This is a genomic window from Paenibacillus sp. FSL R7-0333, assembly GCF_038000365.1.
Lineage (GTDB): Bacteria > Bacillota > Bacilli > Paenibacillales > Paenibacillaceae > Paenibacillus_AQ > Paenibacillus_AQ silagei.
On record NZ_JBBOBZ010000001.1, the window covers coordinates 5,194,904 to 5,211,783 of the forward strand.

Genomic DNA, 16,880 nt, shown 5'->3' on the forward strand with positions numbered 1-16,880 from the left:
ATTGCCCTCCTCCAAATGAAAGGACGGCCTGGGGGCCGCCCTGATTCTCCGTATCTTTACTTCGATAGAGATTGATACCATTCATTGACCTCTGTGGTCACTTTGTCGCCGCCTGTAGTTTTCCATTTCTCTACAAAGGTATCAAATTCGTCTACCGGCGCTTTGTCATAAATAATTTTGTTCAGAATTTCCTTCTCCAGCTTCTCCAGCATATCTCCACGGGAGAGCTGAGTTTCAGTAGGCGTACCTGTGAACATCTCAGGCATTACACTGTCCTTCTGATCGACGATGATTTTGGCTGCTAAGATCTGCTCAGGAATACGCTCGGACAGATTCTTCTCATACTGGTTAGCAGGCTCAGCGCCGCCAGCCAGCTTGGCCAGTGTATTCATCATCAGGTTAGGAATAATGGCTCCATCGTAAGTCAGGGTATAACGGATCGCATCCACCCAGCCGCCTGGAATCTTATCCGTATCCTGCTCTTTCAGGACGGTTCCGTCTTCAGCGATATCATAATCGTAGCCTTTGGCGAAGCCGTTCACGAAGGTTGTGCTGTCCGGGTTGGCCCAGTTATCAAACAGATAGTTCTGGTAGACGAAGAATGCGTCTTTATGCTCCATATCCTTGTTGATCAATACAGCACCGGAGGCGATCTTCGTGCCGTGTCTGCCTACCTTGCCATCCGGGCCTGCCGGAAGCGGATAAGCCTTATGCACTGCACCTGGAACGTTCTTCTGCAGATCCGGCAGCGGCCAGCCTGTCATCCAGTAAGGGCCGACAATGATACCCGATTTGCCTGCAGTGAAAGCTTCTGTTGCTTTGTTCTCATCATACAGACCGGATTCGGAGGAGATATAGCCTTCTTTCATCCATTTCTGCATCGTTGCCAGGCCTTCCTTCATCTCCGGCTGAACAGAGCCGTAAGCGAGCTGGTTGTCCGCCGTCTTGTTCCACTGGTTAGGCATGGCGCCGAACATCCCGAAGACCCATCCGGCTTCCGACATCCATGTGTTCAGGTTGTTTTTGAAGCCTACAGCCAGTCCCGTTGTATCCTTCTTGCCGTTGCCGTCAGGGTCCTGGTTCGTGAACGCATCGAGCACGGTTTCCAGCTCAGCCAGATTCGTCGGAGCCTTAAGGTTCAGCTTCTTCAGCCAATCCTCACGGATATACATAACCGGGTCATTATTATAAGCGTTTTCCAGAATCGGGATCCCCATCCGCTTGCCGTCTCTCATGTAGGGATTCCATACGGTTGGCTCTTCGGCCATCGCTTTTTTGTAGATATCGGAAGCATATTTGTCGAACAATTCGCCCGCATCGGTGAACTGGCCGCTGTCAATCAGATCAGAGATCAGGGAAGGGCTTCCACGGAAAGAGATGATGTCCGGCATTTTTTCACCTGAGGTCAGCATCAGGCGCAGCTTGGTTTCATAGGCGTTGTTCTGGTCACTTACGGTCCAGAGATACTTGATATCAATGCCCAGCGTATCCTTGGCCCATTTGGTGTGCACGTTATTCTCGATGTTCTCACCGTTCTTGAATTTCAGGCTGCTTGCGATGGGAAATACCGTTGAAATGGTTACAGGCTCTGTATATTTGCCATTCTCAAAGGGAGCCGAATACATTGCGTCTTCGCTTGCCGCCGGCTTGTTGTCCCCTTCTGCCTTCTTGTTGTCAGCATTTCCGCCGCATCCGGCCAGCAAGCTGCCCAGCATGACTGTGGATAACACTGCCGCCGCAGAGAATTTCATTTTCTTTATCATTTAATCTTGCACCCCTTTAATTAAAATTTAATCATATTAATTATATGAGTCAATCTTTTTCAGCTTCCAGCGCGTGCATCACCCCCTTTAATAGGAAGGACGGCTATTCCTTAACCGCCCCGAGGACAATTCCCTTCACGAAGAAACGCTGCAGGAATGGGTACACGATGAGGATCGGTGCCATCCCGATGAAGATCTGAGCGGCTTTGACCGTTCTTTGCGAGATATTCTCCAGATCCTCCGGCCGTACAGTCACCTTACTGAAGTCCTGCTGGACAATGACTGACTGCAGGAAGGTCGCCAGCGGATAGTTGCGGTGATCCGTCATATACAGCAGGCCGTCGAACCAGGAGTTCCAGTGACCGACAATCGTGAACAGCGACAGTGTAGCAATAGCCGGCATGGATACCGGGAGATACACGCTGAACAGTGTTCTGAAATGACCTGCGCCGTCGATGAAGGCGGCTTCTTCCATTTCTTTGGGCACGGCCCGGAAGAAGTTAAGCAGCAGAATGATATTCCATACCGAGACGGCTCCCGGCAGAATCAGCACCCATAAGGAGTTCATCAGGTGCAGCTTCTGAATCAGAATGTACATTGGCACCAGACCGCCGCTGAACAGCATGGTGAAGACCAGGAGCCAGATATACATGTTCCGGCGTCTGAACCGGGCGTTCTCTTTGGACAGCGCGTAGGCAGCCAGAATGACTACCCCCATGCTGAACAGCGTTCCCAGCACCGTGCGCTGCAGTGTCACCCAGATGGACCTGGTGAAATTCTCATTGGCTACGGTCTTGGTATAGGCATCCACTGTGAAATCTACCGGCCACAGACCCACCAGATTGGCATTGGCTGCCGATTTCCCGCTGAACGATACAGCAAGAACGTGAATCAGCGGAACAACACACATGATTGAAACTGCGATCATCAGGATATAGTTGAACACGGTGAAAATGCGGTAAGGTTTTGTTTTATGATACATGCCCTATTAGCCTCCATTCTAGAAAATACGGTAGTTAGCAAATTTATACGAAAGGCGGTAAGCTGTTACGATCAAGACAAAGCTGACAACGGATTTGAACAATCCGACCGCTGTGGAGAAGCTGAACTTACCGTCAACAATTCCTAGTCTGTAGACAAATGTATCGATGATGTCCCCTTTATCGAAGACAAGCGCGTTATACAGGTTGAAGATCTGGTCAAAACCTCCGTTAAGCACGTTCCCCAGCGCCAGTGTTCCAACAACGATGGTAATCGGCAGCATGGCCGGCATCGTAATAGACCATGTCTGCTGCCAGCGTCCTGCTCCGTCTACCTCAGCTGCTTCATAGAGTGCCGGGTTAATTCCCGCCAGGGAGGCCAGGAAGACGATAGTGTTGAAGCCGAACTCTTTCCAGACATCACTCACTACAACGACAAACCGGAACCAGTTCCCGTCACCCAGGAAGAAGATCGGCTGGATGCCGAATACACTGACCAGCACCTGGTTGATCAGGCCTCCGTCTCTGGCCAGCAGGTCGGAGAGGATACCGCCCAGGATCACCCATGAGAGGAAGTGGGGCATATAGACAATGGTTTGTACCATTTTTTTGAATGCCATCTTGCGGATCTCATTCAGCAGCAGTGCGAATAAGAAGGGAACGATCAGGTTGGCGATCATTTTCAGACCGGCAATAATCAGTGTGTTCCAGATGATCTGAACGTTCTCGGGAATACTGAACAGATATTCAAAATGCTCCAGCCCCACCCACTTGGAGGCGCTAAAGCCTAAGCCCGGCTTGTAATTCTTGAAGGCAATCGCAAGTCCTGTCATTGGAATATAGGCGAAGATCACGGTTAGGATCAAAGCCGGCAGAACCATCAGATCGAGGCTAAGGTTCTTGGTCCATTTCGATTTTTTCCGGGGCCTCCCCGCATTGACATCCAGTTTCTCGCCTTTTACGCTGGCTGGCGTAACCATGTTTTTCATGCTTCTGCTCCCCTTTGCTGGTCAACGTGTATCCGTTTACTTTGTTTATAAATTAATCATACCTAGCCGGACATGACAGATACATGATAAATACAAAGCATTGATAACAAAATGATAACTATGTTAAGAGTGGGGGCAAGGTACCGCCAAAGAAGAAACCATTACGATTAGTTGGAAAAACGTATCTTAATTTAGCCGATTTGGAGCATTTGAGGAAATTAGGTGGATTTATGCTATTTATTTTCGAGAAAATCTTCTTTTTGTTCCGGCCCTGGCGTAACAAGTGCCTTTTTTCCAACTGCTGTCCCGTTAGGTCCATTCCGCGCGCGAACAAGTGCCTAAAATCCAACTATTTCCTCATACAGTACTGGGGCAACGCGGACAATGCAGACATAACAGTCCCCTAAAGCAGACACCGCAGCCATATTACTCCCATCACAAACATCCACCCGTTCAGGCACTACTCTCCACTCATCAATGTCCAAACGCTCCAAGCGGCTCACTCTCCCTGTTGACATCCACTCGCTCCTAGCGACACCTCTATCCATCGATTGTCCTCCCACATGGTACGCTCCCTCCCATCACAAAAAGCAGCGGCCCCCCCTTACCTGGGAGAACCGCTGCTCGAATCAATGCTATAGACTTGCGGACACTACTCTACTAATTGAGACTGATTATCCGGTAGACTACCACGGCAGCCTGCTCCTTAGTCATCTGGGCCTTCGGCAGGAAGTTGCCGTTCTGCGCGCCTTGGATGACTCCGGCAGCCCGCAGCTTCTCTATTGCGCCTGAAGCTTCCGCGCTCAACTGGTTCAGATCTTTAAAGCTTTGAACAGCAGCGGAATCGTCCTTCAGTATGATCTGCTCTAGCTGGACGAGCCGGTTCAGCATGACCGCCATTTCCTGACGGCTTAGTGTAGCGTTAGGACTGTAGAGCCTATCTGCTCTACCTTTTACAATACCTAAGGCTCCTGCAATGTTAATAGCCTCGGCATATGGGGAATCCGTACTGACATCCTTGAAGCCTGGAGCGGCTGCTTCAGCCTGAAGGTCAAAAGCATCGACCAGCAGCTGGGCAAACTCCGCACGGTTCATCAATACCCCGCTCTCATAGGAAGCCTCTGCTCCCAGAGGAAGTATTCCTTTTGCAGCCAGAGCTTCAACACTCTCGGCTGCCCATTTGCTGCCCTTGTGATCGGTTAGCTTCACCGTGGCAACCGCATATTGTCCAAGCTCCTTGGTCTTGAAGGAGACATAGCCTGTAGCCGGATCATACTGACGATCCTTCACAACCACAAGCCGCCCATTCTCCAGCACCTGATATACCACAAGCTGGTGCGCCCGCTCGCCTGACTTAAGTTCATAAGGCAGCAGCAAGGTAAGCGCCGTTGCGTCAACTGCTGTAATCTTGGCTCCATGGATAGCGAGCGAGAAGTCCAGTACAGCGGCCCCATCCAGGCGGGCCTTCACCGTTGCCGGCCATCCGTCCTGCTTCGCCCGCCTCACCTGAAGCTGAAGCACATCTCCGGGCTGTACATCCTGCAATTTCAGCAGCTGCGTATTCAGGCTTAGAATCGCCCCGAAGCCGCTCTCTATTCGAATCTCCTTAATCTTAGGCTGCTCTGCCAGACTCTGAAGCGGAAGCCCCAGCAGCAGCGCTTCGGCTCCAGAGGCAGGCTTGACGGCAATCTTCAGAATGCCGCTGTCCAGTGACTGAAGCACGGCCTGACTTACTGCATCCGGCGTGAGATCCACATTCAGGATTCCCGCCTGATCCGGGGAAGTCTGAACGGTCAGCTTGCCGTCCGTGAAGTTCTCTGCCGCCGGAGCAGATGCCTTCACGGATGGTGTCGAGCTTGACGATGGATACGTAGAAGTCCCGTCTGTAGGGGTTGGCGGTGCCGCCTCAGGTGCCACAAAGGTCAAGATCCCGAAATTCGAGGTATCCCGCCACGTATCCTCTCCCCTGTCATTCCATTTACTTGTACTGCGGATGCCGTCGCCCCGGTCATCATTGATCTGTAGGTCAAGCCCGATGGAGCTTCCCACCGCCCCCTTGATCGTGCCGAAATTAATTTTGGCTTCCACACGATACCCGGTGTCCGTATGGACCACCGCGCTGGTCAATCTGTTGTCCGAGGCGCCTCCGCCAAAGGAAGCCACATTATTAATATTAATCCGGTATTGACCATCATCCCCCTCGTAATAAGGGGTTCTGTTGAAATTCTCATCAATGAAGATTTCCACGGAGTCCTGGTCCCATGGATTCGCGGCATCCGCCTTCAGTAAGGCGTCCTTCACATCAACGATCAGGTAGAGGCTGTCCTCCGTCCACATCGATCTGGCTTCTGCGGTGGTGCTGTAAGGCGCGGCAGATATTTTCACCTGAAAAGGCTTCGCCTTCTCCCACTCCGCATCCATCTGTCCGTCGATCTTCACCTGACCCTTCAGCGATTCCGCTGAATTAGGCATTGCAGAGAGTCGCAGGACTCCGTAATGGCTGGTATCAGTGTCTTGGGACCGGCTTCTGTCATTCCAGTAAGCAGGAACAGAATCCGGAACACCGGCGTCACTGACACGGATATCGAGACCCAGTTCAGCGCCAGCGGCACCCTTGACGGTTACGAGCGGAATTCTCGCTTCAATGATATAACCGCCCTCACGTTCTGTGCTGGTGAAGCTGATCCCTGCTGTCCCGGAGCCCAAACGCGGCAAGCTGATCTTGCGGTCATCCGGCTGATAAGCCGCAGTCTTGCCATTGTTCTCATCCAGGAAAAGCTCAACCTTGTCTTCCCCGTTCACACTTGCATCGGTTACGTCTGCCTGCACATACAGGTTATCGGTATCCCACAACGTATGAACCTTAGCAGTTACCGTACTGCCCTGTTCCAGTGGAATCCCTGCTGTTTTGCTCCACAGGGCTTTCCCGGCTGCGCCTGCCTGAGGCGTACCCTCAAGCGCCAAGGCTACATTGTGAATGGCCGGCAGCTTGGACGGGTCCGCCGCCCCCCAGAAAGCAGGCTTCGCCTTCAGCTGCTCATCGAACAACATGGCATGGTTGTTGTAGCTTTTCTCATCCTGCACTCCCCAGATAGAGACCGAGGAGATCGTGCCCTTGTACTTCTTGTAGAGCTCGAACAGATCATTATAGCGTTTGCCCTGCCGCGCAGCGATATCTGCAGGCAGCGGAGCAGAAGGGCTGATGCCCGAATCTACGTCCAGCTCAGTGATTTGAATGTCCAGATCAAGCTGAGAGAATTGCTGAATCGTCTTTTCAATCTCCGGTATGGATGGGGAGAACAGTCCGTGATGAGACTGGAGACCCACGCCGTCAATCAGATTCTTCGCCTTGAGCGTCTTCAGCAGCTTGTAGATATGCTCACGCTTTTCCGGTACCTCTGTGTAATAATCATTGTAATAGAGCTTCGCTTCCGGGTCCGCCGCACGGGCGAATTCAAATGCCTTCTCGATATAGTCCGGACCGATCAGGTTATACCAGGGGGACAGTCTCATCCCGTCCGGACCGCCGCCATTGTCGGCAATCGCTTCGTTCACAACATCCCAGGCATAGATTTTGCCCTTATAGCGGTGCATAACGGTCTCGATATAACTCTGTAGACGCGTAAGCAGCAGCTCTCTGCTGGCCGGCTGGCCGTCAGGACCCGTGAACATCCACTCGGCAGCATCCACATGCCACAGCAGCGCGTGTCCGCGAAGTCCCATACCGTTCGCTTCGGCAAAATTCACATATTTATCCGCCCCGTCGAACACATAAGTGCCCTCGGAAGGAGCAAGGAATTTGGGCTTCATTTCATAGGTAGCTGTAATGCTGTTGAAATGCTTCTTCAGCAGCTCCCCATAGACCCCTTCCATTTGCCAAGAATACGCAGCAGCACCAATAGCGAAATCGTTCGCATAGATGTCTTTTAGCGCAGGAATATCCTGTTCAATACTCATCTCAGGTGCAGGTTCAATCACCACATCATCTACATAAAAAGATAACGTATCCACAGTCTCCTCGGTAATATAAGGAGTCTCCACGAACAGGTTCACCTCAGACGGCTGGTCGCTGTACTGGAAATTCCCCTTCAGCAGATGCCACTGCTCCCACTGATCGGCCTTAATGCTAACCTTATCGATCGCATTCCAGCTCTCGGAGCCTGCCTTCTTATACACCGTCATTTGCAGGCTTGTGTCAACCTCCGGCTTCTCCTTCAGGCGGACATACAGCGAGAACTGATAGCTCTTACCCGGCCGCAGATGCTCCTTCACACTCAGACTCGGCCCATGGAAGCTGCGCTCTCTTCCTTCGACCAGCATACTGCGGGTTCCGGTATTAGCCGTATCCTGACTCACCGACAACGATTCCGGCCCAATCCGGTTCTTCCAGCCCTGAAGCGTTCCGTCTTCAAAATCCGTACGCAGCCCTTCCTCCCCCTCCGGGACTTCAGCCGCTGCGGCGGTAATCTTGATATCATCCACGTAGAATGCGGTTCCTGCTGCGGCTTCTGCATAAATCTCCGTGAAGCCTACCTTATCGCCTGTAATAAAAGTACCTTCCAGATACGTCCATTCATCCGACCACTGCGTTCCGTTAAATTCTGCTATAGGCTTCCAATCCTCGGCTTCACCGATTTTGGTATGTACCGTGAATTTGACCGGCGCCGGAGATTTCACCCAAGCTCCCACAGTGTAGGCTGTGTTCGGAGTCATGTGGTCCGTCAGAACCTGATTAGGCCCTTCCCAATCCTTGGTCCGTCCATCTACGTACAGACTGTAGGAGCCTCCATGATAGACCTCCTTCGTTACTGTAAGCTGTTCGTCGCCTTTCTTGGTCCAACCCTGTGCAGTGCCGTCTTCAAAGTCCGAAGCAAGAACAACTGCCGGGCCTTCCTCAGCCGCAGCATAGACTGGTGTCCGCATCGGCAGCACCGAAGCTGCCAGGACGACCAGCGCCAGCGTGAGGCTCATCATTCGTTTACGCTTGAGCATCTGTACCCTCCTAATTTCCATTTTAATTAAGCGCTTACAGAATGAATTATAGCCGATTGGAAATCGTTTACAAATAACAATTTGATAGGATTGATAACAAAATGATAAGCGGGGCGGGAAAAATTAGCCGCTACACCCGGCTCCCGCCCCCATGCGCAGCAGATGTTGCGCTGTAATCGGTTTTTCGATTACATTTGGCCCGCACGGCACCATCTGGCGCAATGTGATCGGTTTTTCGATTACATTTGGTCCGCACAGCACCATCTGGCGCAATGTATTCGGTTTTTCGCATACATCCGGCCCGCGCACCTACTCAAACAACGCAAAAACAGCACACTCCACAATCTGAAGCGTGCTGCAATTTGCATAACTATTATTCACTCCGCCTTATCTGCTAAGCATACCGTACACTAACGCGTTCCCCCGTCTGCATCTCAATACTCACCAGACCGTCCGAATCCGGCTCTACCCGTTGCCGTTCTTCTCCGCGCGTAATCTCCAGAGGGCGTTCTGCCAGCATCGAACAGATTCCCCCAAGATGAGCGGTCACCTCCGCTTGCCCGAGAACGCCAGCGCTCCAGGTCAGGTTCACCTCATAGCCGCCGCGCGCCCGCAGCCCCTTCACTGTTCCTTCGCTCCAGCTTGAAGGCAGGGCGGGCAGAAGCTCCAGAACTCCCTGGTGGGATTGCAGCAACATCTCGGCAATTCCGGCTGTAGCCGCGAAGTTCCCGTCAATCTGGAACGGCGGATGGGCGTCGAACAGGTTCGGATAGACACCGCCGCGTTCATTGTTAACGGCCTCCGGCTGAACCAGCGTCAGCAGGTTCGTGATCAGCTGCTTGGCCCGGTCACCTTGCTTGAATCTGGCCCATAGTCCGATTTTCCAGCCCAGGCTCCAGCCGGTTCCGCCGTCTCCGCGAATCTCAAGCGAGGTTCTGGCTGCTTCATACAGCTCGGGAACTAACTTCTCCGTGATCGATCTGCCCGGGTAGACCCCGACTAGATGGGAGACATGGCGGTGATGCACATCCTCATCCTCCATATCCGCTGACCATTCCTGAAGCCGGCCGCCTGCACCTACCTGCAACGGCAGCAGCCGCGCGCGGGCGGCCTCCAGCTCAGCCGCAAATTCGCCGTCCAGCTCAAGCAATCCGGCAGCAAGGCTGCAGTTCGTGAACAGCTCCGCGATCAGCGACAGATCCATGGTTGCCGCTTCGCTGACGGCATACTTCTTGCCGCCGTCTACGATTTTGTGCTCAGGAGAAGTGGACGGCGAGGTAATCAGGTACCCGTCCGGGTTCTCGATCAGCCAATCCAGGCAGAACAAGGCCGCTTCCTTCATTACCGGATACGCGGTCTCCCGCAGATAGGACAGATCGCCGCTGAAGGCATAATGCTCCCACAGATGCTGGGTGAGCCATACCCCACCCATCGCCCAGGATGCCCAGACCGGATCTCCGTCACCGTAGCCGCCAACCGGAGCCGATTGCGCCCAGAGATCGGCGTTATGATGGGCTACCCAGCCGCGTGCGCCATAGTTAATCCGGGCCGTCTCACTGCCGTTGACCGTCAGCCTCCGGGTATAGTCAATCAGCGGCTGATGCAGCTCGGACAGATTGCAGATCTCTGCCGGCCAATAATTCATCTCCGCATTGATATTCAGCGTGTAATTGCTGCTCCACGGTGCCCGGGTATCCTGATTCCAGATGCCCTGGAGGTTCGCCGGCTGTGTGCCCGGACGGGAGCTGGCAATCAGCAGATAACGGCCGTAATGGAACAGAAGCTCTACCAGCCCCGGATCATTGCTGCCGTAGGCAGCAATTCTCTGATCCGTCGGCATGCCCTCAGGGGCCAGGCTCTCTCCAAGATGCAGCTCTACCCGGTCAAACAGCTCCCGGTGGTCGTCAACATGACGGCCAAGCAGCCCGGCATAAGGCTCATTAATGATACGCTGTACCGTTTGCGCAGTCTGCTGCCGCACACCATAATCCGCCTTCACTGTGCCCGATTCCGCATCGAACGAGGTTGCCGCACTGAAGTATAGAACCGCTTCCGTTGCGCCGGTAACTTGTATGCCGTCAGCAGTAGCTTCCAGACGGCCTCCAGTCTGGACCGCAGCCAGACGGCCGTGGAACTCCAGACTCCGCGGGGACTCTCCACCGTAACGGACCGGCTGATCGACTTCGTAATAATTCGGTGCCACATATTCAGGAGCATGTCCGGTAATCGTGTAGTGCTCCCCGTCTGCTTCCGAACGGTGGCGGAGCGGACTGTCCAGCTTCGCCCGGAAGCTGAGCCGGTTCTCCTCGCTGGCCGTTAAGCGGACAATGATCACCTGGTCCGGGTGAGAGGCGAAGACCTCCCGGGTATAGCGGACACCGCCGATTACATAGGAGACGGTACCAACACCCGTGGACAAGTCCAGCTTCCGGCTATATTCCCCGTCTATGGTCTGCCCGTGCTCCATCGTAAGCAGCAGATCCCCGAACGGCAGGTAGGACTGTGCATAGGGGCCCATCATTTTTTTGCATAGCTGATCCGCTTCTTCATTCCTGCCTTCTGCAATCAGCGCCCTAACCTTAGGGAGAACCTCGCGGGCCCCCGGATTATTCCAGTCTGTCTTGTACCCGGACCACAGCGTGTCCTCATTCAGCGCCAGACGCTCCTTCTCAATGCCGCCAAAAATCATAGCCCCCAGCCGTCCGTTCCCGACTGGAAGCGCCTCCACCCAATAAGTAGCGGGGGTATTAAATGAAATATTCATTGCGCAGCTTACCTCCATACACCGTAATTTCTAATCTGGCTGAACCCTTAAGTCCTGATAAATCCTGATAACCCTTTCATTATATAGGCATCTGTCAGGAAAGACGAATCCGCAGGGTATAATCCAGCGGAGTGATGAGTGTTACGATGACTTTCTGGCAGCCTTCGGGATAGCTCATCCCCCGGATATCGGCCAGGTGATGCTCATGACAGCCCTGCTCAAGCTCCATCCAGTCCTCCCCTGCGCTATAGCGGAGTGTTCCGGCGGTCCAGAAGGAAGCCTCGCTCATCCCCGGCACCGGCGTCAGCGCGGAGCCTTCAAGTCTGCCCTCGCTGCCGAAGAGCAGGACGATCTGGGTCAGCACATCTGCCGGAGACGGCGCTGAGAAATGCAGATCCCAGCCAGCTTCCCACTCGCTTACCTTCACGCAAACACTGCTCGTCTGGTTATGGGTAAGCGGCCGCTCTCCATGAGGCAGCAGATACCACGGGCTGCAAGGCAAGCCGGTCCGGGATGGCAGCTTGTCCGCCGGAATGGTGCCGTAATACCCCTTTCCGGCTACAGACTCCAGACGATAGCCGCCCGAAATCTCCGTCAGCGTATCCATCGTAATCAGTCCAGGCTCGAAGCTTGAAGCCAGCTGAACCCCCAGCAGCCTTGCCCGGCCATGCCGCAGCGAGAACAGCGAGGAAGCCTCGGTCATCACGCTTACACTGGTCTCTCCGCTGCGCACACGGGCAACCGGAGCACCGAATTCCGTATGCTGCTTGCTGTGGCGGACAGGCCCGCCGTAGCCGTCCTGACCGATTCGGCCCATCAGCTCCTGACGATTAAACGTGCCATTGATCACCTTGCGGTAGCTGTCCGGCAATTCTCCCGGCGCGACTGAAGCCGCCTGCATCTGCGCATAGAGCAGGAACCCCAGCATAATCTGATTGGGCAGTGAACCCGGATGGATAACCGAGCGGCCTGCCAGCTCCGCGAGAGCTGCGAATTCCGGATCGCGGTCATGCTCTGCCATCAGCTGATAGCACAGATAATAGTCAGCCAGCGAGTAGACGCTGCCGAAATCCTGCCGCCCCGAATAATCAGTGACCACCTCACCATCCGGGTGTACCAGATATTTCATCATCCGCAGATTCTGGCGGACCGGCTCCAGAAGCTCTGGACGGTTCAGATCCTGCGCGGCGTAATAGAGCATAATGTCACTGACCGTATTGTAGATTCCGTTACTCCGCTCCGTCCATTCACCGTCCGGCGTAATGTCCATCCCCTCCTGAAGCCATTCCCCGGCTCTTGCCTGTAACTCCTCCAGGGCAAAAATCCGGTACAAAGACCCCAGCGCGGCAGTCAGCACCCAGCGGTGATTGGGGGTATGCACACCTCCGGTCAGCATCGCCGGAATCGTCCGCACAAGGAAGGCTCTAATCTGATCCGCCACCGGCCTCAGCGGCGGCCAGCTTTCCCGCTCGAGCAGCGTGAGGATATTGGCTAATCCGACCACCACGAACGCCGTATCCGGCGGTGAATGATAATTCGTCCAGCCCGGCGAGATCGTGCCGTCCTCATGCTGGAACCGCAGCATGAACGCCATCCCCTCATGCAGCTGCTCCAGCAGCACCGGATCCCGGTAATACCGGGACTGCGGATTCACCAGCGCAGCCGCCCATGCCGCCAGATACTGGGCCGTACCGGTGTGATTCGGCCAGGCTACGCCGCTCAGCGGATCACGCACGCCCCCGAAGTACCGGCTCTCCCGGTCACTGATCTGCAGCTCCATGGATTCCTCTGTCCATTTGTCATTAATGTCCGTTATCTTCTTGAACATCTGTCTGCTCACCCTTTCACCGCCCCGGTCATTACCCCCGAGACGAAGTATCTTTGCAGCCATGGATAGACGAGCAGAATAGGCACTGTGGCGAACATTACAGTAGCCGCCTTCAGACTCTCCGGCACAACCGTGCTGACCGCGTTCCCCTCCATTCTCATCAGATCGGATACCTGGCTGTTCTGGATCATATGATAGAGCTTCAGCTGGAGCGGATACAGCTCCGGCTTCGTGATATACATCAGCGTGTCCTGGAATCCGTTCCATCTGCCGACTGCATAGAACAGGCTTAAGGTAGCAAGCACGGGCGTGGATAACGGCAGAATGATACGGATCAGCGTCCCGAATTGGCTGCTGCCGTCGATCTCAGCGGATTCCTTGAGCGCATCAGGAATACCGGCCAGAAAAGAAATCAGGATAATCATATAGAATGGGCTGATCAGCCCGGGCAGCACCAGCGCCCAGATCGTATTCAGCAAATGCAGCTCACGTGTCAGAATATATTCTGGAATAATACCGCCGCTGAAGAACATGGTGACGACAATGAGGAACATGAAGATTTTACGGCCCTTCAGATCCTTCTTCGACAGGGCATAGCCCGCCGCAACCGTCATCATCATGCACAGCGCTGTGAACAGCACTGTCAGGAATATCGTGAAGCCCAGCGAGCGGATCATTGCGGCATCACTGAACACTTTTTTATACGCCTCAATATTGAAATCCATAGGGAACAGAGTGACTCTGCCCGAAGCAATCGGGACGGTTCCGCTGAAGGAGACCGCGAGAATATGCACGAACGGAATCAGACATGCCAGCACCGATAAGGTTAAGCAGATCACAATCCATGTATCAAACGCCTTGTTAGCTGCTCTTTCATTCATAATGTACACTCCCGATCCAAAGGTTGATTATAGGATGCTCTCGTCTGTAAGCTTCTTGGAGATATAGTTCGCCACCAGCAGGAATAGAAGTCCGACCACCGCCTGGAACAATCCAACCACCGTAGCCAGCGTATACTGCCCCGATTCCAGACCGATCCGGTACACAAAGGTACTCAGCACATCCGAGTATTCCATAACCGCAAGGTTACCGATCACGAACGGCCGCTCGAAGCCAATCGAGATCATGTTGCCCAGATTAATGATCAGCAGCGTAACAATCGTCGGCTTGATCCCCGGAATCGTAATATGCAGAATGCGCTTGATTCTTCCGGCCCCATCGACCTCCGCCGCTTCGAACAGCTCTTTATTAATGCCCGCGAGTGCCGCCAGATAGAGGATCGTCCCCCAGCCAGCACTCTGCCAGACACCGGTCAGCAGGTACGTGATCAGCCAATAATTTTTGTCAGAGAGAAAAGGAATAGCATCCAGCCCCAGGCTCGTTAACAGGTTGTTAATCATCCCGGACTGCTGGCCAAAGAGCTGATACACAATCCCGCCGATGATTACCCAGGAAATAAAATGCGGAATATACAGAATGGTTTGAGACAGCTTCTTGAACCAGACCACCTTCAGCTCAAATAGCATAATGGCAATAATCAAGGGGGCGGGAAAAGAAACGATCAAATCCAGAAAGTTCAGCATCAACGTGTTGCGTAAGGTTATATAAAAGTCCTGATTCGCAAATACCTCGCGGAATCCGTCAAGACCAATCCATTCACTGCCACCAATGCCTTTGAAGAAGTTGAAGTCCTTGAACGCAATCTGCACACCATACATTGGACCATATTTGAAAATAATAAAGAATAGGATGGGCAAGACCAGCAATGCGTACATCTGCCAATTTCTGCGGAAATAACGGGTGTATCCCACAACGATTCCTCCTCCACTGTGCCCCTGAGGCTGTAAGAGGAGCAGCCAAGACTGGCAGCCCTGCCGCTCCCCCTCCCTCACGGACCTCGAATTCAATTATTTCTGCTCGCTGTAGGCAGCCTTGCGTTCATCCAGAATGGCCTGTCCGCCGCTCGACATGTAGTCCTTCAGCATACTCTCATAGGTGACCTCGAATTCGCCAGGGGAGACCATTGTAGCTTTCACCATTAGCTGCTTGATTTTATCGCTAAGTGTCGTGCCGTATTTGCTCTCGGCCTCAATCGGACGGCTGGTGAACACCGGCTCAATCGGGTTAGTGGTGGAAATATTCAGTGATTTCGCGATGATATCCTGATACTGGGTGCGGAAGCTCTTCACAAAGGCCTCATTATTCTTCTCCTGGCTCTCAAAAATCCGTCCGTTCGCAATAATCCCGATATCCCCGCCGCCTGACAGCTTGTTCGAGGATTCGGCAGACAGATCCGGAATGGAGACCGGCACGCCGTCTTCCAGCTTGTAATGCTCGCCTTCAATCCCGTTCTGGATATATTGCAGATGACCATCTGCAGACATCCAGTCCAGATACTTCATAGCTTCCACCGCATGCTTGCTGGACTTCGGAATCATAATATACATCCCGTTCGGAGCAGATACCGGCTTGGCCGTCTTCCCCTCGCTGTTCGTGAATGGATCAATGGCGCTCAGCACAGCCTTCGGGTTATTCTTCGTCAGAACATCATAAGTACCGTCAGGGTAGAAGATCGCATCGTTATCATCGCTGAATGCGCCCACAAGCCCGTTCCCGATATTCTGTGTAAGGGTCTCTTTATTCTCATCCAGGGCAAAATCCTTGCTGATCAGCCCTTCGTTATACAGCTTGTTCATATATTGAATGGCATCCTTGAATCCGGGCAGCAGAATCGGATAGTCCCGGGAGCTCAGGTTCTGTGTAAGCTCGAAGCGCTCCTGCTCATTGACCGGCTTAATGAAGGACCAGACCAGCGAATCATACTGCGCCGCTGCAATCGTCATACCGAGAGGAATCACCTTGCCGCCGGTTTCACCCGGATCTTTGGTCTTGAAGGCGGTCAGTGTATTGTACAGCTCCTCTGAGGTAGCCGGAACAGGAAGCCCCAGCTTATCCAGCCAGTCTTGACGGATGAAGGAAGCATATTTACCTACCGTAGAGCGTTTGGCAGGAATGCTATACTGAACGCCATCGTATTGACCGTAGCGCAGAGTATCCTCGCCAAGGAACTTGGTCAGGTTCTGTCCGTGTTCTTGCAGCAGCGGAGTCAGATCCGTCAGCCCGCCTTGCTCAGCATATTTGTTGAAGGTCCCGGAGTCATAGGTGAAGACGATATCAGGAACATCGGTTCCGCTGGCCATCAGGACATTAAGCTTGGTCACTTCTTCCGAGCGGGGGATAGGGACGAATTCCACATTAATATTGTTAGCCTTTCCGAAATTCTCTTTAACATAATTGGTGAGGAAATTATCGGATGCCGTAACACCGGCCGGCGCATTGCCACGGTCAAAAATTTCGATCTTCAAGCTGCCGGCTGGTGCTGCACCGTTGCCGCTTGCCTCACTGGAATCTTTAGACGAGCATGCAGACAATACCATAGAGGACATAAGAACCGCTGAGAGACCGAGAGCCAACTTTCTTTTACCGTTATCATTTGTCATATTTCCTGTCACCTATCCCTTTCGAATTCTGATTTCAATCAGCCTGTCGTCTCTGTATGATGCT

General features: G+C 53.3%; 9 protein-coding genes. All 9 read right to left on the bottom strand.

Annotation, left to right across the window (positions count from 1 at the left end):
• Positions 1 to 56 precede the first annotated feature (56 nt).
• The 9 genes from MKY86_RS21875 to MKY86_RS21915 all read right to left on the bottom strand — a co-directional run bounded on the left by MKY86_RS21875 (position 57) and on the right by MKY86_RS21915 (position 16,816).
• Positions 57 to 1,763 (bottom strand): extracellular solute-binding protein, encoded by a 1,707-nt coding sequence (locus MKY86_RS21875; RefSeq protein WP_076076214.1) that lies wholly within the window; start codon positions 1,761 to 1,763, stop codon positions 57 to 59.
• Positions 1,764 to 1,866: 103 nt separating this feature from the next.
• On the bottom strand, positions 1,867 to 2,745 hold the full coding sequence (locus MKY86_RS21880) for a carbohydrate ABC transporter permease (protein ID WP_036724075.1): 879 nt from the start codon (positions 2,743 to 2,745) through the stop codon (positions 1,867 to 1,869).
• Positions 2,746 to 2,763: 18 nt separating this feature from the next.
• Positions 2,764 to 3,723, bottom strand: coding sequence for an ABC transporter permease (locus MKY86_RS21885; protein ID WP_076076378.1), 960 nt, complete (start codon positions 3,721 to 3,723; stop codon positions 2,764 to 2,766).
• Between the two features lie 669 nt (positions 3,724 to 4,392).
• On the bottom strand, positions 4,393 to 8,724 hold the full coding sequence (locus MKY86_RS21890) for an endo-1,4-beta-xylanase (protein WP_076076207.1): 4,332 nt from the start codon (positions 8,722 to 8,724) through the stop codon (positions 4,393 to 4,395).
• Between the two features lie 394 nt (positions 8,725 to 9,118).
• Complete coding sequence (locus MKY86_RS21895; RefSeq protein ID WP_076076205.1) at positions 9,119 to 11,488, bottom strand: glycoside hydrolase family 95 protein; 2,370 nt, start codon at positions 11,486 to 11,488, stop codon at positions 9,119 to 9,121.
• Positions 11,489 to 11,582: 94 nt separating this feature from the next.
• Entirely contained in the window at positions 11,583 to 13,316 is a 1,734-nt protein-coding gene (locus MKY86_RS21900; protein ID WP_076076203.1) for a hypothetical protein, read from the bottom strand.
• An 8-nt stretch (positions 13,317 to 13,324) separates the two neighbouring features.
• The gene (locus MKY86_RS21905) at positions 13,325 to 14,197 is read right to left on the bottom strand and encodes a carbohydrate ABC transporter permease (RefSeq protein ID WP_076076200.1); all 873 of its coding nucleotides are present in this window, start codon (positions 14,195 to 14,197) and stop codon (positions 13,325 to 13,327) included.
• Between the two features lie 27 nt (positions 14,198 to 14,224).
• The gene (locus MKY86_RS21910) at positions 14,225 to 15,091 is read right to left on the bottom strand and encodes an ABC transporter permease (RefSeq protein WP_051493947.1); all 867 of its coding nucleotides are present in this window, start codon (positions 15,089 to 15,091) and stop codon (positions 14,225 to 14,227) included.
• Positions 15,092 to 15,223: 132 nt separating this feature from the next.
• The gene (locus MKY86_RS21915; protein WP_076076198.1) at positions 15,224 to 16,816 is read right to left on the bottom strand and encodes an extracellular solute-binding protein; all 1,593 of its coding nucleotides are present in this window, start codon (positions 16,814 to 16,816) and stop codon (positions 15,224 to 15,226) included.
• Positions 16,817 to 16,880: the final 64 nt, after the last annotated feature.

Excerpts from the sequence above, each read along its gene's own strand:
- MKY86_RS21875 (WP_076076214.1), bottom strand. The coding sequence starts at position 1,763 with ATGATAAAGAAAATGAAATTCTCTGCGGCGGCAGTGTTATCCACAGTC.
- MKY86_RS21880 (WP_036724075.1), bottom strand. The coding sequence starts at position 2,745 with ATGTATCATAAAACAAAACCTTACCGCATTTTCACCGTGTTCAACTAT.
- MKY86_RS21885 (WP_076076378.1), bottom strand. The coding sequence starts at position 3,723 with ATGGTTACGCCAGCCAGCGTAAAAGGCGAGAAACTGGATGTCAATGCG.
- MKY86_RS21890 (WP_076076207.1), bottom strand. The coding sequence starts at position 8,724 with ATGCTCAAGCGTAAACGAATGATGAGCCTCACGCTGGCGCTGGTCGTC.
- MKY86_RS21895 (WP_076076205.1), bottom strand. The coding sequence starts at position 11,488 with ATGAATATTTCATTTAATACCCCCGCTACTTATTGGGTGGAGGCGCTT.
- MKY86_RS21900 (WP_076076203.1), bottom strand. The coding sequence starts at position 13,316 with ATGTTCAAGAAGATAACGGACATTAATGACAAATGGACAGAGGAATCC.
- MKY86_RS21905 (WP_076076200.1), bottom strand. The coding sequence starts at position 14,197 with ATGAATGAAAGAGCAGCTAACAAGGCGTTTGATACATGGATTGTGATC.
- MKY86_RS21910 (WP_051493947.1), bottom strand. The coding sequence starts at position 15,091 with ATGTACGCATTGCTGGTCTTGCCCATCCTATTCTTTATTATTTTCAAA.
- MKY86_RS21915 (WP_076076198.1), bottom strand. The coding sequence starts at position 16,816 with ATGACAAATGATAACGGTAAAAGAAAGTTGGCTCTCGGTCTCTCAGCG.